Origin of the sequence: Cyanobium sp. ATX 6E8, from assembly GCF_024346335.1 — a bacterium.
Lineage (GTDB): Bacteria > Cyanobacteriota > Cyanobacteriia > PCC-6307 > Cyanobiaceae > Cyanobium_A.
In genome coordinates, this window is record NZ_JAGQCT010000016.1 from 1 (window position 1) to 19,515 (window position 19,515).

A 19,515-nucleotide genomic window follows, 5' to 3' on the forward strand; every position below is an offset into this window, starting at 1 on the left:
CCGTTTTCAGCTTGCGGATGATCTGCTCCGCGGTGTGCCTGGTGCGTTTCATGGTGAAGTCCCCGGCCCAGTCTGGCCGGCTGAGGACTCTCATTCACCCTGGACCGATTGCCGGGGTCCACGTCACCGGCCAGCAAGGCGCCGTAGGTGTCGCCAGCCCGGGCCGCTGCTCCTGCTGGCAGCTGGCCCTCCACCACACTGCGGAAGGTGGCCACGTTGGCCCGCAGTGTGGGTAGGTGGGTGACGCAGCGGCGCAGAAGCATGGCCCCCGTTTTGATCGTGAGCAGCTCGCGCAGCTTGCGATCCACTGGCCCCCATTGATCCTGGGGCAGCTGCTGGCGGCCCACCACCACCGTGCGGCTGCGATCAGCTGGATTGGCGATCACCGCATTGATACCTACTAGGGCGATGCTGCTGCGCACCGCATAGGTGAGGGCTTTGCCGTGGGTGGTGCCCCTGCTGGTGGCTCTGCCGTCAAAGCTCAGCCGGGCCAGCTTGAGGTGCCCCTCGCGTTTGTGCTGATCCTCTCCCTCTGATTCGTCGATCAACACCGGCAGGGTGTTGGTGTTGAGGGTCTGGCGGATCGCCGCCTCTGAGCTGTTGCTTTCGCAGATCGCCAACCCAGCCAGCAGCGGCTGGATCACCACCGTGAGGGTGTAGGTCTTGCCTTGCGCGAACCCGCAGGTGATCTGCAGCACGGGCCTCTTGTCGAGCGCGCCGCCCACCGTGGCCAGTACCACCCAGCCCAACAGGTGTAGGTGATCGAGCGTGGTGATCCAGCCCATGGCCTTAACGGCCTGGAGGATCAAAGCGCCCTGGGCATCACTTAGCGGAGCCGTTGCAGGGTTGATGTCGAGTCTGGGTAGGCGTTGGTAGTGGTAACTGCTCTGATGGTCGATCAGATCAGCCGGCTTGCCATCCACCTCCAGCCGATCCCCCAGATGCCACACCACCTTGGTGCCATCCATCCACACACCATGGCCCCGGACGTGATCCAGGGCAAACACACCGCGTTTGTTGGCGCTTTCGATCACCTTGGAAGCAGCAGTTACCCAGTCGGTGCCAAGTCGGCCCGGATACTGCGACTCCCAAAAGTCAGCAGGCGCCAGCTTCAGGAGAGGTGTGGCCTGCGCTGACGGTGTGATGTAGGCGATCTGCCCGGTCTGACGGTGCTGGTAGTAGATGACCTTGCGATCAGTGCACCACCCCAGCACCTTGAAGGGAGCTTCAGCCATTGCTGCACCCCCTGGGCCGGTGCACCTTGAAGGTGAGAACGTCGCCTTCACCGATCGGTGTGCGCTTCACCAGCGCCCAGCCATCCACCACTTGCCCCAGCACCAGGGGCCCATGGCGCTGCTCAGCGCTGAAGGTGGAGCCGGGCATGCAGAGGATCAGCCCCTCCTGGGTCTGCTCACACCACAGCGACCCGTGCCGCCCGCAGATCGGGCAAGGGTTGAGCCGCTTGGTGCCATGGCGGGCTGAGCTGGGTTGGCTGCCGGTGGTGATCCTTTGGCGGCACTCTGCAGCAATCTGCAGCGCATGCTCCCACCAGTGAGCTGGTGGTGCTGACAGCGCCTCGGGGCCCAGATCCTCGGGCCAGTAGTAGTGCCCCCCGCTGCTGGGGTGCTCACCCAGCACGATCACCTGGCGCCCGCCATCGAAGAACACCTCCAGGGCCTCGCCCTTGCTGGTGTCGGTCTTGGGTGCCGTGATGGTCTTGCCCTGAAACTCAGCGCCATCGGGCAGCTCACTGAGCTGCTCCAGCGTGGGCCGGAACAACACCTTCAGCCGGTTGGCGTCGGTGTCGCGGTGCACCTGCCAAGTGCTGGCCCAGCCAGGATCAATCAAGTGATCCAGGCCCAGCTCCAGGGAGGTGGCCCCGTCAAAGTCAAAGCAGAGCAGCGGGCCGGTGAGCAGCCCGGTGCGGGCGCCCACTGAGCGCATGCTGCGATGAGCCTGCAGCTGGGCCACGGTGAAACCATCGTGGTGCTGCCAGCCCTCCAGCATGGGCCCCTTGCGATCAGCACCCCAGCCGATCGGCAGCAGGGCCAGATCCTGCTCAAGGTGCTGGAGTTGGTGGAGCTGATACCGCCATGGTGCACGCTCTGGTGCATGCACTGCCTTGCCGTTCTGCTGTTGCTCAGTTGTGGCAGTTGTTCTGCCAGTTGAGACCCCCTGCAGATGCAGCAGATGGTCGCTTAGGCTCAGAGCATGCTCATGCCCCTGGCCTCTGCAATTTGTAGGGGCCATTTTTATGCTCCCACCGCTTGCTTGAGCATTGCTTCACCGCGCTGCCGAATCACGCCCCGGTGATGAAAAGCAGCCCTGATCCTTTCCACGTTCCAGAGGATCGCGGCGCTGTGGCTGGTGCCGAGGATGTAGTGCTCACCACCCACTAGGAAGCCGCCGTGGGTGTCGCGGCAGCGCTTGAGGTGGTTCTGGCTGCAGCCCAGCGCCATTGCTGCCACGGGGGTGCGGAGCCATTGCTGAGGGGTGCTCATTGGGCTACCTCCTGGCTTGCAAAGCTCAGCGAGAACTCAGCCAGTCGCATGCGAATGTTGCAGTCCGGCCAGTTCTTGGCGATCACTGCATTGATGCGCTCCACCAGTGCTTTCAAGGCCTCGGCTGATGGCTCATCACTGCTGGCGGTGAGGACCATCTCCCGGTTCTTTTCGTTGCATTTGATGCTGGCCCAAGTGTGCCTCCAGGAGATACGTTTGAGGTCTTCCTTGAAATAAAAGCCGAGGGTTTTCTTCAGCTCTGAGGTTTTCATTGAAGGCGCCGCAGCACCTCCGCAAATGGTGTTAGCCATTGGTGTGGATGTCTAAGGGTCTTGCGTTCTGCTCAGCTTTCGCAGGCCCTTAATCCCGCAGGGAGGGGCAGAACAACCCGGAGACACCCACCAGCGCAGCTACCCGTCAGACCGCCGCAGGCTGCATCTGACGCAGTGGTTTAATCCGATGGTGAAAGTATAGCGGCAATGTGCAGCTATGACTCAACTGGGTGCACCCCAGCGTTGAACCGCTCCACTGCGGCCTCCAGGCTGGCCTCATCGGTCCAGCTGCCGTAGTGCTTGAGGTGGGTGGCGACGTTGTGCCCCATCAGGGCCGCTGCGATCCGTGGATGCAGCTGTTGGCTGCTGCCGGTGTGGGCCCGCCACGCATACCCATGGCGCAGTGAGTACGGGGTGAGCCCTGTGTTGCGGGCCACCAGCGCCTGCCACGGCCCGTAGCGCTCCAGCTTCTGAGCAAACTCTGCGCCCACGTCCTGAAACTTGCCCTTCTGCTCCACCAGCGCGATCTGGTTGCGGATCGACTTGGGCAGCTTCACCAGCCCGCTGCCGTAGAGGTGCAGCAGGCGCTCGCCCTCGCCCTCACGGCCCGGCACGTCGATGGCCATCACCAGCCGAGGTGGTTTGGTCTTGGCGCTCATGCTGCTGCTGTTGCGCTTGACGTGGCCCACATAGCCCTTGCCCTCGCGCACCTCCAGCACCGCCAGCTCAGCGGGCCGCAGCCCGTAAAGCCCCACCAGCCCCACCGCCAGCCGCAGCTCATGCTCGCCGTCGGCCTCCAGCTGATCCAGCAGGGCCGCCAGATCCTCCGGCTTGATGGGTGGCGTTAGGCGCTCGCTGGTGGTGGTGGTGGCGCTGCCGATCAGCTCATTGATCTTGGCTTTGCTGGGTGGGTAGAACCGCGTCGGGGCCCCACACTCATCCACCGCATAGGTGAGGAACCGGGCCACATCCAACAGGTTGCGTTTGCGGCCCACGCCACCTGGGGGGCAGTCAGCAAAGAACCGATCCGCATAGCGCCGCATCAGGGTGCCGCCGTCGCGGGGGGCTGGCTTGCCCTGCAGCGCTTCCAGCACCCGATCCAGCCGGGTGGTGAGGTCGCGCAGTGTGGAGCTGCGGTGGCTCTGCTGGGTCTTGAGGAACCGCGCCTTTACCTCCGGCCACCCTGCAAAGTCCTCCTCAGCACCCTGCGGGCCGCCACCCAGCGCCTCGGTGTTGAGCTTGAGGGCCTCCTGCAGGGGAAGGTTGCGCTCCTCCATCAGGGTGCGGATCTGGCCCACGGTGGTGAGGATCGCCGTGGCGTTGGTGGCCTTCCACTCCAAGGGCAGCATCACGCTGCTGCGGGTGCGGTCCTCCCAGATGCGGATCAGCTGGCAGCGCCCGATCGGGTTGCGGCTGGTGGCTCCCACCTCCCGGACGATCCAGCCTTTGCCGTGCTCCTGGGCAATGCTCACGCGGAGCGTCTCAAACCACTGCTGACGGGGTGCCATGGGTCAAACATGCACCAAACGTGCACCAAGGTGAGGGCCTGCCTGTTCGGCAGGAGGTCAGCCCCCTTTTTTACTGGGGTTTGACCGGCTCCAGCATGCACCAAATCGTGCACCAAATGGGGGTGTCTGGGTGCTCCTGGGTGCATCTGACCCTCTGCCTGAGGTGCACCAAAGCATTAAAAAACCCAGGCTGGGCCTGGGTTCTCTCGATGGAGCCAAGCGGATTCGAACCGCTGACCCCCTGCATGCCATGCAGGTGCTCTACCAGCTGAGCTATGGCCCCGAAAAGGCGCTTTGGCAGCAATGACGCTGGTCGTCTCGCTTTGGCCCGTGGGCCTTGCCGTGCGCTAGATGAGCTTACAACGCTGCCTGTTCAGACCTGGCGCCAGACGGCCACCAGCTTGCCCTGCACCGTCACTTGGTCTGCGGGAAGCACGATTGGTTCGTAGGCCGGGTTGGCGGCCTCCAGGGTCACCGTGGCGCCACTGCGGTGGAAGTGCTTGAGGGTGGTGCCACTGCCTGGCACCAGGGCGCTCACGATCGTGCCGGCCTTGAGGCGGCTGGGGTCGGGCACCGGCTCCAGCAGGACCACGTCGCCATCAGCGATGTGGGCATCCACCATCGAATCGCCGTTCACCGTGAGGGCAAACAGGCCGCGGGTGTCGAGCACCGGGGCCAAATCGAGTCGCTCCTGGACGTCGTCGAAGGTTTCCACCAGGCCACCAGCGGCCACGGCGCCGAGCACCGGAATGCCGCTGGCCATGCCGCCCAGCAGTTGCAGGGTGCGGGCCTGGCCCTCCTGCCAGGTGATCCAGCCTTTCAGCTGGAGGTGGCGCAGGCGGCTTTGGATCGGCGCCGGCGAGCGCAGCCCCATGGCCTCCATCATCTGGCGGATCGAGGGGCTGTGGCGGTGGGCGCCGATGTAGTCGGCCAGCCAGTCGTAGAGCTCCCGCTGGGCCGTGGTCAGCTCTTGCTGGGTGTCGTGATGGCCTTGATGAGCAGGCTGGGGCACCGGGTTGGCGTCGCTGATACAGATGTACCGCCTCGTGGGCGCTTTGTCCAGCTCTGTCGCGGGCGGATTTCGCTTAAAGGCTGGGCGACAGGGATGGAACCGGCGAAGTCGACGGGAGCGTGCCGCCATCCGGTTCAGGGCTCGGCCAGCAGCGCCGCCAGCAGGGCCTGCTGGGCGTGCAGGCGGTTTTCGGCCTGATCGAAGATGCGGCTGGCGCTGCCCTCCATGGCACCGGCGCTGATCTCCAGGCCCCGATAGGCCGGCAGGCAGTGCAGCACGATCGCCCGGGGATCGGCCTCCGCCACCAGCTCTTCGTTCAGGCACCAGCCGGCAAAGGCCCGCTCCCGCTCCGCCTTTTCCTCTTCCTGCCCCATCGACGCCCACACATCGGTGTAGAGAGCATGGGCGCCGCGCACGGCCGCCACCGGCTCATGCAGCACCTCCACACTGCTGCCGTGGGCCGCTGCCAGGGCGCGGGACTGGTCGAGCACCGCGGCGTCGGGCTCGAAGCCTTTGGGGCAACCGATGCGCACGTTCACACCCAGCAGGGCACCGCTGAGCATCAGCGAGTGGGCCACGTTGTTGCCGTCGCCCACGTAGCTGAGGGTGAGACCGGCCAGCTCGCCGAAGGCTTCCTGCAGGGTGAGGAAGTCGGCCAGGGCCTGGCAGGGGTGCTCCAGGTCAGTGAGGGCGTTGATCACGGGGATCGAGGCCCAGTGGGCGTAGTCCGCCAGTTCTTCCTGGGCGAAGGTGCGGATCGCCAGGGCATCCAAGTAGCGGCTCAGCACCCGGGCCGTGTCGGCCACGGGCTCGCCCCGGCCCACCTGGGTCACCTGGGGGTTGAGGTCGAGGGTTTGGCCGCCGAGGCGCGCCATGGCCACCGAAAAGCTCACCCGGGTGCGGGTAGAGGCCTTGGTGAAGATCAGGCCGAGGGTCTTGCCGTCGAGATTGATGTGGCTGCGCCCGGCCTTGAGGTCGGCGGCCAGCCGCAGCATGCTCAGCGTCTGTTCGGCGCTCAGGTCGGCGGAGGAGAGGAGATCCCTGCCGCGCAGCTCAGCCAGGGCCGGGTATCCGTTGATGGCAGCCATGGCTGCATCTCTAAAGAACCCTTATCCGTGATCAGGTGCCCCGGCGTCAAGGCCTCAGGCCGTCACCCCGGCCTCCTCGGGCAGCACGCTGCTGGCCAGCAGTTCCTTGAGGTTGTCTCCTTCGATCACCTCCTTCTCCAGGATCTGTTGGGAGATGCTCTCCATCAGGTCCCGGTTGTGGTGCAGGATCGCCAGTGCACGCGCGTGGGCGTTGTCAACCAGGGTGCGCACCTCCTTGTCGATCGCCTGAGCCGTGGCATCGCTGACGGAACGGCGGGGGTTGTTGCCGCCGCCGAGGAAGCGGCCGCCGCCTTGCTTGTCGTAGGCAAGGGGCCCGAGGGTTTCACTCATGCCATAGGTGCCCACCATCTGCTCGGCGATGTCGGTGGCGCGCTGCAGGTCGTTGGCGGCTCCGGTGGTGACTTCACCAAACACGATCTCCTCGGCGCTGCGGCCGCCCAGCAGGGTGGCGATCTGGCCTTCGAGGTCTTCCTTGGAGTTGAGGAAGCGCTCTTCGGTTGGCAGCTGCAGGGTGTAGCCCAGGGCACTCATGCCCCGGGGCACGATCGAGATCTTGGCCACCTTGCTGCCGCCGGGCATCAGGTGGCCGACGATGGCGTGGCCCACTTCGTGATAAGCCACCACCCGTTTCTCATCGGGCTGGAGCACCCGGCTCTTCTTCTCCAGGCCAGCCACCACGCGCTCAATCGCTTCGTTGAGGTCGGCCTGCTCCACTTCGGTGCGGTAGGCGCGGGCCGCCAGCAGGGCCGCCTCGTTCACCAGGTTGGCCAGGTCGGCGCCGGCAAAGCCGCTGGTGGCCTGGGCGATTTTGTCAACGTCAACGCTGCTCGAGAGCTTCACCTTCTTGGCGTAGATGTCAAGGATCAACTTGCGACCAGACAGGTCGGGGCGATCCACCAGCACCTGGCGGTCGAAACGACCCGGACGCAGCAGAGCGGCATCGAGGGTTTCCGGTTGGTTGGTGGCCGCCAGCACGATCACCGGTTTGTCCTGGCCGGTGAAGCCGTCCATCTCGGTGAGCAGCTGGTTGAGGGTCTGCTCCCGCTCGTCGTTGCCGCCCACCACACCCATCGAGCCGGAACGGCTCTTGCCGATGGCATCGAGTTCGTCGATGAAGATGATGCACGGGGCCTTCTTTTTGGCCTCTTCAAACAGATCGCGCACCCGGGCCGCGCCGGCGCCGACGAACAGCTCCACGAATTCGGAGCCGGAAATGATGAAGAAGGGCACTTCCGCCTCGCCGGCCACAGCCTTGGAGAGCAGGGTTTTGCCAGTGCCGGGAGGGCCGACCAGCAACACGCCTTTGGGAATGCGGGCGCCGATGGCGGCGTAGCGCTCGGGCTTCTTGAGGAAGTCGACGATCTCGGCGAGTTCGGCCTTGGCCTCATCCACACCGGCCACATCGGCGAAGGTGACCCGGGATTCCTCATCGGGCACGTACACCTTGGCCTTGCTCTTGGTGAAGCTCAGGGCCCCCTGGGCGCCGCCGCCCATCTGGCGGCGGGCGAAGAACTGCAGCACCAGGATGAAGATCAGCGGCGGCACCACCCAGCTCAGGGCCGTGGTGATGAAGCTGGGCTTCTGGGGCGGCGCGGCGGCAAACTCGACCCCGTGCTGCTCCAGCCGCTGGGGCAGATCCATGTCGAAGATCGGCGTGGTGGAGAGCACGGTGGGTGCGCCCTCCTCAGAGGCTTCCTTGAGCTCGTAGCGGATCTGGTCGGAGGTGATGTAGGCGCGCTTGACGTTGCTGTCGTTCACCTGGTCGATGAACAGCGAGTAGGGCACCCGCGGCACCTGGGCGGCTGGATTGGGCAGGAAGTTGCTGAACAGCAGCAGCACGCCGAAGCCGATCAACACCAGGTTGATGATTCCGAAGCGGCGGTTGGGGCGGTTGTCGTCCTGGCGGATCGCCATGGTGCGGCAGCCAAAGGTGACCCCCAGGCTAGGCCTGTGCTCTCCAGCGGCGATCGAGCCAAGGTTGGGAGAACCGAACGCGCTCCCCCAATCCTCAAGTCGCCTGTTGCTCCATGTGTGGTCGCTTTTCCCTCGGCGCCGATCTCGCCCGCCTGCTGCCGCAGCTGCAGGGCCCCCTGCCGCCGGGGCTGGCGGCCCACTACGCCCCCCGGGCCGAGGTGCGCCCGGGCGAACCGCTGTTGATCCAGCGCCAGGAGCACGGCCAGCTGCAGGTGGCCCTGGCCCTGTGGGGGCTGTTGCCCGAGTGGGTCAAGGATCCGGCCACCGCCCACCGCTCTGTGCATGCCCGCGCCGAAACCGTGGCGCTCAAGCCCAGCTTCCGCGGCGCCTGGCGTCACCGCCGCTGCCTGATCCCCGCCGATGCCTTCTGGGAACAGGGCCGCTGGATCCGCCGGCGCGACGGCGGGCTGTTCTGGCTGGCCGGCCTCTGGGACCGTTGGATTGGCCCGGATGGCAGCGAGCTGGAGAGTTGCTGCGTGCTCACCTGTGCCCCTAACACCCTGCTGGCGCCGATCCACCGGCGCATGCCGGTGGTGATTCCCACGGGGCTGGAGGAGGCCTGGCTGGCGGTCGCTGACGGCCCCGGCCTGAGAGCCCTGGAGCCGCTGCTGCTCCCCTGGGATCCCGCTGGCTGGCTAGCCGATGGCCCGCCGTCGTGGCTAGACCAGCCCCAGTTGGAGCTGAATCTGTGAGCCTCGAGCAACTGGACGCCTTCCTGGCCGCTGCCCGGCAGACGCCCGACCTGGCGGCCCAGCTGGCGGAGCCCCTGGAGTTGCCGGCCTTCCTGGAGCTGGCCCGCGGCGCCGGCTATGCGCTCGAGGAGGCTGATGTGATCGCCGCGCAGCAGCGGCAGGAGGCCAGCCTCAGCGATGCGGAGCTGCAGGAGCGGGCCGGAGCGGAAGGCCGGCGGTTGCGCAATTTCATCCATGCCTGAGCCCGCCATGGCGGCAGCCGTTGAGCGGGTGTGCGACTACCCCCGGCCGCCAGCCCTGGTGGAGAGCGCTGCCCAGGTGCGTGTGGAGGCCCTGGGCCAGCTGCTGGCGGAGAGCCAGTGCGCCCTGCGGGTGCTGGAAACCTTCCATCCCCCCACCATCTACCTGCCGCCCGAAAGTGTGCGGCTAGAGCTGCTGCAGCCCAGCGCCGGCACCAGCTTCTGCGAGTGGAAGGGGGTGGCCCGTTACGCCGATGTGGTGGTGGATCCGGGCGGTCCGGCCGAGCGCCGCCTACGCCGGGCAGTGTGGACCTACCCCGAGCCCACCCCCGCCTTCGCGGCGCTGGCGGGTTGGTTTGCCGTGTATCCAGCCCTGATGGATGGCTGCTGGCTCGATGGCGAGCGGGTCGTGCCCCAGCCGGGCGGTTTCTACGGCGGCTGGATCACCTCCGCGGTGGTGGGGCCCTTCAAGGGGGATCCGCTGCATCCGCAGTTGAGGTAGGGCCATCGTTTGAGATCACCGTGCGGGTGGGGAAGGGCATGGCGGCCCCGGCCTGCTCCACCACCTCGCCGATCAACAGCAACACCTGCTGCCTCAGGGCCCAGGCTGCTTGCCGGTCGCCGCTGGCGCTGAAGCACAGCAGTCGCAAGAGCAGGCCCGAGTCGCCGTAGTCGACGAAGTGCACCAGCCGGTCCCTGACCCGGTCAATCCCAGTCAGGGTCTCAAGCCGCTCCCCCAGGGTGTGGATGATGGCCTCGATGCGGCCGCGGTCGGCGTAGCGGAGTCCGAATTCGATCCAGATGCGGCGGTTGTCGATCTGGGCCAGGTTTTGCACTGCCTGGCTGGTGAAGATGCCGTTGGGGATGTAAATCCGCTGGCGGTCGGGATCACGCAGCTCGGTGTAAAACCAGCCCACCTTCTCCACCGTGCCCAGCAGGTTGAGCGCCGGCAGGTTGATCGTGTCGCCGAGAGTGAAGGGCCGGTTGATGTAGAGGCTCAAGCCGCTGAGGCCGTTTTCCACGATCATGCGGGCACCGAAGCCCAGGGCTGCGGCGCCGAAGCCCCCGGCGGTGATCAACACCCCTGCCGACACCCCCAGCAGCTCGAGTGCCTTGAACAGCACCACCAGCAGGGCAGCGCTGCAGAACAGCTTGTCGAGCACGTCGAACAGGAAGAGCTGGTCTTTGGGGGCGAGGTGCGGCAGCAGTTGGGCGGCGTAGTGCTCATCGCGCTGCTTGAGTTCTCGACGCCAGCGCAGCAGGGTCCACACCACGCCGATGCTGAGCAGCAGATCGCGCACCTGCAGGCCCTGCTCCGGCCCCGCCAGCCACCAGCCCACACTGCTGAGCAAGACTGTTCCGGCCAGGCTGAGCCGACCGTTGAGCAGCAGGGCGCGAACCAGGGATCCGCTGCGGCAGCGCCGGCCAAGCCGATCCAGCAGCAGCCACACGACCAGGGCCAGCACCGCCCCCGCCAGGGGGAGCTGCAGCGCGAAGGGCAGGTTGGTGGTGGGCATGGCGCTCAAGGGAAGGGGGGGGCTGGGGGTTCGGGGGTTGGGGTGGTGAGCCGCCAGAGCAGATCGGGGCCGAGGGCCAGGGGGGGGTGGGCAGGCCAGGCCGGCACCTCGGCCATGGCGCTGTAACCCAGCTCGCCCAGGGGTGTACGGGCCGGCTCGCCGCCCATCAGTTTCGGGGCGATCACGGCGGCCACCTCCTGCACGCAGCCGTCGCGCACGGCCGCGGCGGCCAGCTCCGGCCCGCATTCCCACAGCACCTGGTTGCAGCCGCGGGCCGCCAGGGCCTCCAGCAGGGCCCGGGGACTGCAGAGCTCCAGTTCCAGCCGGGGTACGCCCTGCTGATCGAGGGCGGCGCAGGCCTGCGGCGGTGCCTCGGGGCCATGGGCCACCAGGGTGGGCGCGGCGGCCTGGCTCCAGAGCTGGGCGTTGGCCGGCAGATCCAAGCTGCGGCTGAGCACCACCCGCAGGGGTTCGGGATCGCGCCGTCCGCGGCTGGTGAGCAGGGGGTCGTCGGCGCGCACCGTGCCGCCCCCCACGATCACCGCATCACACTGGCTCCGCAGCCGGTGCACCCACTGCCGTGCCTCCGGGCCGCTGATCCATTGGCTGGCGCCGTTGCTGAGGGCGGTGCGGCCGTCGGCACCCATGGCCCATTTGAGCAGTCCCAGGGGGCGGCCCGTGGCGACGCGATGGCAGAAGGCGCGGTTGAGGGCGCGGGCTTCCGTCTCGGCCACCCCGGTGATCACCGCGATGCCGGCGGCCCGCAGTTGGGCCAGGCCGCCGCCGGCCACCTGGGGGTTGGGATCGGCCATGGCCACCACCACCCGGGCCAGCCCCGCGGCGATTACGGCGCCTGTGCAGGGGGGCGTGCGGCCGTGGTGGCAGCAGGGCTCCAGGGTGACCACCAGCGTGCCGCCGCGGGCCCGCTCGCCCGCCTGGACCAGGGCGCCCACCTCGGCGTGGGCGTCACCAGCCCGGGCGTGGTAGCCCTCCCCCACCAACGCTCCGTTGGCATCGAGCACCACCGCACCCACCAAAGGGTTGGGGCTGGTGCGGCCGGTGCCGAGGGCCGCCAGCTGCAGGGCTCGCTGCATCCAGGGGCGCCAGGGGCTGGGTTCGGGGCTGGATAAGGGGGGTGGCACTGAAGAAGGTGTGGAAGAGCAACAAAGCGAGTGGAGAAAAACTAAAAGAGATATCAGTCGTCCCTGAGGGATGTTTGATCCATCCGTTGTTTCCCTGAATTCATCATTTCCGTGTAAGACAGGGCCCTGGGGCGTTCCTGATCCAAGGAGATCGTCTTCAGAGAAATCGTCTTCAGAGAAATCGTCCTCTGATCCTCGCCTTGACTCCGAGCCTTTCCGGCCAGGAGTTTTGCAGCCATCCAGCCGATGGTCAACGAAAAAGCCAGGCCAATTGTTATGCTCATGGCTGCATGATGGCGTGGAAACGCAGCGCTGCAATCTCTGTTTGTTCGCGTCTGAGCAGAAAGGTGATTCACGGGTTGTCTGGCGTCACTGCGCCGATGCCGGAGGCCTTATCTCGTCTGCAGCTGGTGCAGTGGGCAGCGGGGGAGGATTTTGAAGGGGCAAAGAGGCCGGGGCAGGCAGAGATGGAGCGCCGGGAGACTGAGACTGCGGACTCTGGGTGCTATCCCCACGGTCTTTGAGCTCTTTTTGCAACGTCTCAATTAAAAGCCGCTGATCTTTTATTTGCCCATCCATTCCATCAAAGTATCTCACGGCAGCAACGGCGGCAACCGCAATCGTTGTAAGGCTTGCAACAACCGCGATGCTCTTGGAAAAGCTAACCATGATGCCGTCCTCGTGCACAATGTTTTCGTAATTCTATCTTGATCAATCCAGCTTTGCTCGGTGGCTCAGTGCCCTGCCCTGATTGATACTCGTTGCGTTGCAGAGGGGCTGTCGTTGGCAATCCTGACTTGCTGGCTAAGCCATCGGCAGGCTGCGCCATTCCGCCACGACAAATGGCGGCACCGGCAGTTCCACAAACACTCCCGGCAGCACCAGGCGCAGGGGCCGGTCCTGCTTCAGGTCGGCCAGCAGCGGGGCCAGGTCGAATTCGGCGGCGGCGGCGCGGCCGTCTCCGGCCAGCTGGGGATTGGCCAGGGTCACATCGGCCAGCTCCCAGCGGAAGCGACCGCTCTGCACCTGCAGGGCCGTGGGGTGGTCGAGGCGCACCTTGCCGGGGTAGCCGACGATCCGCAGCTTCAGGGGCCCGCCGGGAGGGCCTTCGCGGTAGGCCACCACCTGCCAGCTCTGGTAGTCGAGGTCGCGCAGGCTTTCGAGGCTGCGCACCACCGGGGTGCCGTTCTCGTCGTTGTGGGCATGCACCAGGGACTGGGCGGCGGGGGGTAGGCCCAGCCAGAGGGTGGCGGCCAAAAGAGGGGCCAACAGAGGGGCCAGCAGCAGGGCAAGCATGCGCTTCATGGCTGGCGCTCCGCCCCGGGGATCGCTTGCCAGTTGGTGTGGGTGGCCCACAGGGCCCAGATCGCCATCGCCCGCAGGTAGTGGCAGGCCCGGAAGGTGTTGACCCCGGTGATGGCTTCCGGGGTGCGGAACTGCAGGCCGCCGCTGTACACCTGCTCGACCACGGCAGCGGAGATGGCGAAGGCGGTGTCGGTTTCGCCCATCAGGCGGTAGTAGGCCGCCAGGCCGAAGTTGATGCCGGTCCACACCTCCAGCGGGTGGGTGCCGTTGGGATCGAGGGGCGTGCCGTCGCGTCGTAGGCCGTTGGCCACGCCGAGCGTGCCGCCCTGGAAGCCCTCGAAGCAGGCCTCCTTCACGGCCCGCAGCGCACTCTGGGCCCGGTCGGTGGCGACCACCGGCGGCAGACCCAGCAGCCGGGCGTAGAAATCACCGCAGAGCTGGTCGGCCATCACCACGGGCGTGCCGCTCTCGGCGTCGATGTTGTAGTACTCGCCGTTCCACAGCAGTGGGTCGAAGTTGGCCCGGCTCTGCTCCAGCCAGCTGCCGAATTCGCGCTGCTCGCCGCTCGTGTCGAGCCCCAGCTCCAACTGCAGCTGCTGGGCCATCGCCAGGGCGGCTTCCAGGGCTGCGATCCAGAGGGCGCCGCAGTAGGCGCTCACGCCCTTCAGCGGCCAGTCGTCGAAGGTCTGGTCGGGGGCGCCGCCGTTGTCGGGTAGGCCGTCGTTGTTGGCATCGAAGCCCTTCAGATACCGCAGGGCCTGCACCGCCGCCGGCCAGCAGGACGCCAGAAAGCTGAGGTCTTCGCCGCTTGGGGCCAGCTTGAAGGTGCGCCACACCTGCAGCACGTAGTCGCTGGCCAAGTCCTTCCAGAGGTTGCAGTCTTGATAGGCGGTGTAATTGGTGGCTTCAAACGGCCGCTCGTTGGGGGCGCCCAGATCGTGCGGTGTGGCGCCGGCCACCTTGCGGGGGGCCTCCACCCGGCCCTTGCCCTGGGTGAAATACCAGCCGATCGGCCGGGGAGTGGCATCGGCGGCCGGGATGGCGCGGGCGAAGCTGCGCAGCACGGCCTTGTCGAGCTCGGGCCAGAGCTGCAGCAGGGCAAACGAGCCGTAGAGCCGCACGTCGAGGCTTTCGTACCAGGCGTAGTCGAGGCACTCCAACACCCCAAACTGACCCACCGGATCGCCGCTGCTGGCGGCGGTCCAGAGACTGCCGCCGCTGGCCAGGTCGTAGAGCTCGTTAAACAGCGCCATGCGCAGAGCGTCGGGCAGATCCGTGCGCTCCAGCACCGGCCGTTGCCACGCCTCGATCTGGGCGCGCCAATCGCGCCAGTCGCGCAGGGCCTCGGCGGCGATGGCAGCGGCGCTGCCGGCCTTTCCGCCAAAAAAGTCGGTGTAGCGGCGCAGGGCCCGGGTGCCGGTGGCGAAGGCCGTGACCGGCAGGTCCCAGCTGATCACCAGGGGGATCTCGATGCTGGCGCCGGGCTCCAGCTGGCACCTCACCGCCAGGGCGGCGCTGCTGGGGTCGCCCTCGCTGCTGCGGCGGTCGTTGTTGCTGTCGGGGATCGAGCCATCGCGCGCGAAGGGCTCCCATAGCTCGGCGCCGCTGCCGTGGGGGTTCCAGCGGCTGCAGCGCTGCACCTCCAGGTGATCAGGGGCCGCCAGGCACCACTGCCCCTCCCCTTCCCCGATCGGCGTGGAGCGATCACCCTCCAGCAGCACGCCGCGCAGGTTCTCCCCATCCACCCAGCGGTTGCGCTGGCCCTTGCTGAGGCCGATCGCCGGCACGTAGTTGTGCTCTGGGCTGCCGTCGTCGCGAAACTGGACTGCCGCGGTGGGATCGGTGTTGCTGAACCAGCCCGTGGTGTTGCGCCAGCTCAGCAGCAGGGAGAGGTCGAGGGGTCGGTCGGTGGGGTTGGTCAGCGTCCAGACGAACACCGCCACCGGGTAGCTGGTGCGTTGGTAGTCGCCGGGCAGGATCGGACTGAAGGCCTCACAGCTCACCTCGGCTTGAAACACGCCTTCGTAGCTGGTGCTGCTCAGGGGGTAGCGGGCGGCGTAGGTGCCGGTGGGTTGCTCAGGGGTGCTGGCGGGGTACCAGCTCCAGGCGCTGAGGGGCTCGCTGCCCTCGGGGCGGGAGGCATCGGCCGCCGGCTTCACCGCCAGGGCGTGGGCACGGCTCTGGGTCCCGTCGCTTTCAAACAGGGCGAACTGGCAGTCGGGCAGGGTGCCAAACCAGTGCTCGCCGCCGTCGAGGTGCCAGAGGTTGAAGCTGCCGTCGGGGGCTCGGCCGATGCAGCCGGCACCGAAGCCCCCCAGGGGCATGCCGTGGTTGGGGCCGTCGTCGAGGTTGCTGGCGTAGCGCACCGTGTAGGGCTGCTGCCAGCCCAGGCCGAAGGGGCGGCTCCAGCTGGCGGCCGGTGCGGTCCACCTGCTGGTGCCCGTCCGGCGGCCCCCTTTCCCCTGGAGTAGGGAGGTCAGGGCGGAGAGGCCGAAGCGCGCCATGGGGCCAGAAAAGGTGCGCCCAGCTTGTCAGAGGTCGTTGGCTGGGGGCTGGAAGCCGCCGTGCACCTCCTGATCCACCAGGGCATCGAGGGTGACGGCGGAGCGCACCAGGGCCTGGTAGCGCTGCACCACCCGGCGGTTGCGCTCGATCCAGTTGCTGGGATCGCCGCTGGGCAGGCCCGTGCCGTCGCCGGCCAGCAGCTCCAGGTCGCCCTGCTGGGCCAGCAGGGCGAGCACCAGGTCGTGGATGCGCTGGCGGCGGTCGTTCATGGCCAGGCCGAAGGGCACTCGGCTGAGCATCATGGCTCCAGTAACCGAGAAGCGCCCTGGCGCAGCAGGCTGTGTTGGAGGTGATCGGCACCGATGCCAGTGGCTTGGCCGCTCTGGCTCCCCGGGCCCTGGAGCTGGTGCGCCGGGCACGGCTGGTGGTGGCGCCGGCGCGGCTGCTGGGGCCGTTGGAGCCTTGGTGGCACGCGGAGCAGGCGGCCGGGCGCATCGCCCAGGAGCAACCCTGCCCGGCGCTGCTGGCCAGCGACCGGCCCGAGCAGATCGTGGAGCCCCTGCAGGAGGCCCTGGCCAGCGGCGAGCCGGCGGTGGTGCTCGCCTGCGGTGATCCGCTCTGGTTTGGCATCGGCCGGTTGTTGCTGCAGCGCTTCCCGGCGGCCCAGCTGCGCTTTCACCCGGCCCCCAGCTCGCTGCAGCTGGCCTTCGCCCGGATCGGCCGCCCCTGGCAGGACGCCAGCTGGATCAGCCTGCACGGCCGCGACCCGGAGCCCCTGGCCGCCGCCTTGCAGAAAAGGCCCGCCGCCCTGGCGGTGCTCACCGATCCGAGCCGGGGCGGGGCCGAGGAGGCGCGGCGGATCCTGGCGGCCTCAGGGCTGGAGGCGGCCTATGCCGTTTGGCTGTGCGAGCGGCTGGGGCATCCCGAGGAGCGGGTGCAGCGGCTCGCCCCGCAGGCGGCGCTGCCCACCGCAGTCGATCCCCTGCACCTGGTGCTGTTGATCGCCGAGCCGCCGGCGCCCCCCGCCGATCCGGCGGCTCTGCCCCTGTTCGGCCTCGACGATGGCCTGTTCCTCCAGCACGACGACCGCCCGGGCCTGATGACCAAGCGGGAGGTGCGCATCCAGCTGCTGGCCGATCTGGAGCTGCCCGAGCGCGGCGTGCTGTGGGACATCGGCGCCGGTGTGGGCTCGGTGGGCCTGGAGGCCCTGCGGCTGCGGCCTGGCCTGGCGGGCTGGTTGTTGGAGGCGCGGGGCGGTTCGGCGGCGCTGATCGCCGCCAATGCCGAACGGCTGGGGGTGCGGCCAGCGGGGATCCACGACGGCCGGGCGCCCGACGCCCTGTCGGCGCTGCCCGATCCGGATCGGGTGCTGCTTGGCGGTGGTGGCCGCGAGCGGGCGGCCGTGCTGGCGGCGGTGCTGCAGCGGCTGCGGCCTGGCGGCGTGGTGGTGATCCCCCTGGCCACCGTGGAGGCCCTGGCGGAGCTGCGGCCCCTGCTGGAGCAGGCCGGCTGCCGGGTGGCGGTGGGCCAGCATCAGGCCTGGCGGGGGGCGCCCTTGGCCGACGGCACCCGCCTGGCGCCGCTCAATCCTGTGCTGGTGTTGAAGGGGAGGCTTTCCCAAGCGGCTCAATCCGCACCGGGCTGCCCACCGTGATCCCCAGGGCTTCGGCCTGGCCGGCGGCCAGTTCGAGCACGCCGTCCACCGCTTGGTCGGGGCCGTAGCTGCGGCAGGGCAGCTGAAGGCAGGGTTGGGTGTGGGCCTCGATCGCCACCACCCGGTTGCCTTGCACAAACAGCATGTCGAGGGGTTCGGGGGTGCGGTGCATCCAGAACCGCGCCAGCGAGGGCGGGCTGTAGGGGAACCACATGCCCCGCAGGGGCGGCAGGGGCGGCCGCAGCTGCAGGCCCTTGCTCTGTTTCTCGGGGGTGTCGGCCACCTCCAGGGCGATGCAGCGTTGGGGATGCAGCGGGGCCAGGCACCACTGGGCCGTGATCGGTAGCCATTGGGGCGGGGGCGTGAAGCCGCTCAGCAGCAGGGCCAGGGCCGCCTGCCCGCACCAGCGCAGCTGGGAACGGACACCCATCAGCTGCGCGCCTCCAGCGGGGGCAGGCGCTCGCTGAGGCAGTAGCCCTGGCCGCGGATCGTGTGGATCAGCCGCCGCTCGCCGCCCTCCTCCAGCTTCTGGCGCAGATAGCGCACGTACACCTCAATCACGTTGCTGGTGGTGGCCTGATCGTCGTTCCACACCTGGCGCAGGATCAGCTCGCGGCCCACCACCGTGCCCTTGCGCTCCAGCAGCAGGAGCAGCAGTTGGTATTCCCGCGCCGTTAGGCCCACCGGCCGGGGGCCGCGTTTCACCTGGCGCGTGCTGGGGTTCACCACCAGATCGCCCACCTGCAGCAATTGGGCCGGCACGTTGGTGCGGCGCGTTAGATCCAGGTGCAGTCGCAACCGCATCAGCAGGTCGCTGGGGCCGAGGCTCGAGAGCCAGAAGTCGTCGGCACCCGAGCTGAGGCAATGGATGCGGGCCTCCACCGTGTCGTTGCCCACGTCGAGCAGCAGCGGAATGGTGCCCCACTGCGCCCGCAATGCGCCGATCCGCCCGGCCTCTCCTGCCGACAGCAGCACGGCATCGGGGCTGGCAGCCGAGTCCTGGCCAGCGCCGATCCCCAGCTGGGCTTCGCTGCTGCAGACGTAGCCCGAGGCTTCCAGTCGGGCCGCCAGCGCCTCGGCTTCCGGGCCCACCAGCAGGATCAGGGCTTCGCTCATGGTGCGGTGCCGTTGCCGGGCTTGGCCACGTGGGGCAGGCCCCAGCCCAGTTTGTTGCGTAGCACCTGGAAAAACTCATGGTCGGCCAGGCGCACAAAGCGCACCGGCTGCTCACTGCGGCGCACCAGCACCCGATCTTCCGGCCAGATGTAGCAACCGGCGCTGCCGTCCACCACCATCATCAGCCGCTCCGGTGTGGCCGGAAACACCGTCACCGGCTCCCGGTCGCTGAACACCAGGGCCCGCGAGGCCAGGGAGTGGGGTGCGATCGGCGTGAGCTGCAGCACCGGGCAATCCGGCGTGATCACCGGGCCACCGGCGCTGAGGGCATAGGCGGTGGAGCCGGTGGGGGTGGAGAGGATCACGCCGTCGGCGGCGATGTCCACCGGGGCGTGACGGCCCACGGCGATCTCGAAATGGCACATCGAGGTGAGCGGCTCGCGGTGCAGGGCCATCTCGTTGAGGCACAGCACCTCCCAGCGCCGCTGGTCGCCGCGCATCACGCTGACGATTAAGGATGTGCGCTCCTCCACCGTCCATTCGCCGCTGAGCACCTGGTCGAGGGCCGTTTCCAGCTGGTGCAGGTAGGCCTCGGCCAGAAAACCCAGATGGCCGGTGTTGACCGTGAGAATCGGCACGCCAACGGGCGCGGTTTGGCGGGCGGCCGAAAGCACGGTGCCGTCGCCGCCGAGCACCACCGCCAGGCTGAGGTCGCGATCGAAGCCCGCCGGCACGCAGGCCGTGTAGCCACGGGTGCGCAGGTGCTGGTCGGGGTTGGCGAAGCCCACCATGCCGCCGGAGCTGCTCACCCGCACCACGCCATAGCCCGCCGCCGTGAAGCGCGCCTCAATGGCATCGGCGGTGGCCAGGGCCAGGTCCTTGCCGTCATTCACGATCAGTCCGACGCGGGGCACCGATCGGGGGCGCGGAGGGCAGTCTGAGTTTATGGGGGGGCTGGTTGGATGGGCC

Annotated in this window: 22 protein-coding genes and 1 tRNA gene; 5 read left to right on the forward strand and 18 right to left on the reverse strand. The window is 67.9% G+C overall.

Annotation, left to right across the window (positions count from 1 at the left end):
* A partial coding sequence (locus KBY70_RS11680; protein ID WP_254988608.1) for a hypothetical protein occupies positions 1 to 1,235 on the reverse strand: 1,235 nt, incomplete at its 3' end.
* Positions 1,228 to 1,935: a hypothetical protein gene (locus tag KBY70_RS11685; RefSeq protein ID WP_254988609.1), complete on the reverse strand. Its 708-nt coding sequence runs from the start codon at positions 1,933 to 1,935 to the stop codon at positions 1,228 to 1,230. The genes KBY70_RS11685 and KBY70_RS11680, both read right to left, overlap by 8 nt.
* A 15-nt stretch (positions 1,936 to 1,950) precedes the next feature.
* On the opposite strand from KBY70_RS11685, the gene KBY70_RS11690 reads away from it, so the two are divergent.
* On the forward strand, positions 1,951 to 2,169 hold the full coding sequence (locus KBY70_RS11690) for a hypothetical protein (RefSeq protein ID WP_254988610.1): 219 nt from the start codon (positions 1,951 to 1,953) through the stop codon (positions 2,167 to 2,169).
* Between the two features lie 83 nt (positions 2,170 to 2,252).
* On the opposite strand, the gene KBY70_RS11695 is transcribed toward KBY70_RS11690, so the two are convergent.
* The 7 genes from KBY70_RS11695 to ftsH all read right to left on the reverse strand — a co-directional run bounded on the left by KBY70_RS11695 (position 2,253) and on the right by ftsH (position 8,316).
* Positions 2,253 to 2,501 (reverse strand): hypothetical protein, encoded by a 249-nt coding sequence (locus KBY70_RS11695; RefSeq protein WP_254988611.1) that lies wholly within the window; start codon positions 2,499 to 2,501, stop codon positions 2,253 to 2,255.
* Complete coding sequence (locus KBY70_RS11700; RefSeq protein WP_254988612.1) at positions 2,498 to 2,812, reverse strand: hypothetical protein; 315 nt, start codon at positions 2,810 to 2,812, stop codon at positions 2,498 to 2,500. Before KBY70_RS11700 ends, KBY70_RS11695 begins: the two co-directional genes overlap by 4 nt.
* 176 nt (positions 2,813 to 2,988) lie before the next feature.
* The gene (locus KBY70_RS11705; RefSeq protein ID WP_254988613.1) at positions 2,989 to 4,281 is read right to left on the reverse strand and encodes a site-specific integrase; all 1,293 of its coding nucleotides are present in this window, start codon (positions 4,279 to 4,281) and stop codon (positions 2,989 to 2,991) included.
* Positions 4,282 to 4,491: 210 nt separating this feature from the next.
* A tRNA-Ala gene (locus KBY70_RS11710) sits at positions 4,492 to 4,564 on the reverse strand.
* 90 nt (positions 4,565 to 4,654) lie between these two features.
* The gene (lexA, locus tag KBY70_RS11715) at positions 4,655 to 5,293 is read right to left on the reverse strand and encodes a transcriptional repressor LexA (RefSeq protein WP_094560182.1); all 639 of its coding nucleotides are present in this window, start codon (positions 5,291 to 5,293) and stop codon (positions 4,655 to 4,657) included.
* Between the two features lie 134 nt (positions 5,294 to 5,427).
* Positions 5,428 to 6,381 carry an ornithine carbamoyltransferase gene (gene argF, locus KBY70_RS11720; RefSeq protein WP_254988614.1) on the reverse strand — a complete coding sequence of 318 codons (954 nt, stop codon included), beginning with the start codon at positions 6,379 to 6,381 and terminating at the stop codon, positions 5,428 to 5,430.
* A gap of 54 nt (positions 6,382 to 6,435) precedes the next feature.
* On the reverse strand, positions 6,436 to 8,316 hold the full coding sequence (gene ftsH / locus KBY70_RS11725; protein ID WP_254988615.1) for an ATP-dependent zinc metalloprotease FtsH: 1,881 nt from the start codon (positions 8,314 to 8,316) through the stop codon (positions 6,436 to 6,438).
* A 113-nt stretch (positions 8,317 to 8,429) separates the two neighbouring features.
* On the opposite strand from ftsH, the gene KBY70_RS11730 reads away from it, so the two are divergent.
* Genes KBY70_RS11730 through KBY70_RS11740 form a run of 3 tightly spaced genes read left to right on the forward strand, consistent with a single transcriptional unit; the run spans position 8,430 to position 9,809 of the window.
* On the forward strand, positions 8,430 to 9,068 hold the full coding sequence (locus tag KBY70_RS11730) for an SOS response-associated peptidase (RefSeq protein ID WP_254988616.1): 639 nt from the start codon (positions 8,430 to 8,432) through the stop codon (positions 9,066 to 9,068).
* Positions 9,065 to 9,310: a Nif11-like leader peptide family RiPP precursor gene (locus tag KBY70_RS11735; RefSeq protein ID WP_254988617.1), complete on the forward strand. Its 246-nt coding sequence runs from the start codon at positions 9,065 to 9,067 to the stop codon at positions 9,308 to 9,310. Before KBY70_RS11730 ends, KBY70_RS11735 begins: the two co-directional genes overlap by 4 nt.
* Complete coding sequence (locus tag KBY70_RS11740; RefSeq protein WP_254988618.1) at positions 9,303 to 9,809, forward strand: DUF427 domain-containing protein; 507 nt, start codon at positions 9,303 to 9,305, stop codon at positions 9,807 to 9,809. Before KBY70_RS11735 ends, KBY70_RS11740 begins: the two co-directional genes overlap by 8 nt.
* Here the strand turns inward: KBY70_RS11740 and KBY70_RS11745 are convergent.
* From KBY70_RS11745 to KBY70_RS11770, 6 genes are all read right to left on the reverse strand, one after another.
* A complete protein-coding gene (locus tag KBY70_RS11745; RefSeq protein WP_254988619.1) occupies positions 9,775 to 10,824 on the reverse strand; it encodes a mechanosensitive ion channel family protein in 1,050 nt (349 codons plus the stop codon). The two genes, KBY70_RS11740 and KBY70_RS11745, sit on opposite strands and share 35 nt — an antisense overlap.
* 5 nt (positions 10,825 to 10,829) lie before the next feature.
* Positions 10,830 to 11,918, reverse strand: coding sequence for a bifunctional diaminohydroxyphosphoribosylaminopyrimidine deaminase/5-amino-6-(5-phosphoribosylamino)uracil reductase RibD (gene ribD, locus KBY70_RS11750; protein ID WP_254988620.1), 1,089 nt, complete (start codon positions 11,916 to 11,918; stop codon positions 10,830 to 10,832).
* 101 nt (positions 11,919 to 12,019) lie between these two features.
* Positions 12,020 to 12,250, reverse strand: coding sequence for a hypothetical protein (locus tag KBY70_RS11755; protein ID WP_254988621.1), 231 nt, complete (start codon positions 12,248 to 12,250; stop codon positions 12,020 to 12,022).
* A gap of 520 nt (positions 12,251 to 12,770) precedes the next feature.
* Entirely contained in the window at positions 12,771 to 13,271 is a 501-nt protein-coding gene (locus KBY70_RS11760; RefSeq protein ID WP_254988622.1) for a DUF3122 domain-containing protein, read from the reverse strand.
* A complete protein-coding gene (locus KBY70_RS11765; protein WP_254988623.1) occupies positions 13,268 to 15,775 on the reverse strand; it encodes a GH116 family glycosyl hydrolase in 2,508 nt (835 codons plus the stop codon). The genes KBY70_RS11760 and KBY70_RS11765 overlap by 4 nt, the downstream gene beginning before the upstream one ends.
* 27 nt (positions 15,776 to 15,802) lie before the next feature.
* Positions 15,803 to 16,075: a hypothetical protein gene (locus KBY70_RS11770; protein ID WP_254988624.1), complete on the reverse strand. Its 273-nt coding sequence runs from the start codon at positions 16,073 to 16,075 to the stop codon at positions 15,803 to 15,805.
* 41 nt (positions 16,076 to 16,116) lie between these two features.
* Between KBY70_RS11770 and cbiE the strand changes: the two genes are divergently transcribed.
* Positions 16,117 to 17,430 carry a precorrin-6y C5,15-methyltransferase (decarboxylating) subunit CbiE gene (gene cbiE, locus KBY70_RS11775; protein ID WP_254988625.1) on the forward strand — a complete coding sequence of 438 codons (1,314 nt, stop codon included), beginning with the start codon at positions 16,117 to 16,119 and terminating at the stop codon, positions 17,428 to 17,430.
* Here cbiE and KBY70_RS11780 read toward each other — a convergent pair.
* The 3 genes from KBY70_RS11780 to KBY70_RS11790 are packed head-to-tail and all read right to left on the reverse strand — an operon-like array spanning position 17,360 to position 19,460.
* The gene (locus KBY70_RS11780; RefSeq protein ID WP_094560193.1) at positions 17,360 to 17,860 is read right to left on the reverse strand and encodes a DUF192 domain-containing protein; all 501 of its coding nucleotides are present in this window, start codon (positions 17,858 to 17,860) and stop codon (positions 17,360 to 17,362) included. The genes cbiE and KBY70_RS11780 overlap by 71 nt on opposite strands.
* A complete protein-coding gene (locus KBY70_RS11785; protein ID WP_254988626.1) occupies positions 17,860 to 18,546 on the reverse strand; it encodes a winged-helix domain-containing protein in 687 nt (228 codons plus the stop codon). Before KBY70_RS11785 ends, KBY70_RS11780 begins: the two co-directional genes overlap by 1 nt.
* On the reverse strand, positions 18,543 to 19,460 hold the full coding sequence (locus tag KBY70_RS11790; protein ID WP_094560195.1) for an NAD(+) kinase: 918 nt from the start codon (positions 19,458 to 19,460) through the stop codon (positions 18,543 to 18,545). Before KBY70_RS11790 ends, KBY70_RS11785 begins: the two co-directional genes overlap by 4 nt.
* Between the last annotated feature and the right edge of the window lie 55 nt (positions 19,461 to 19,515).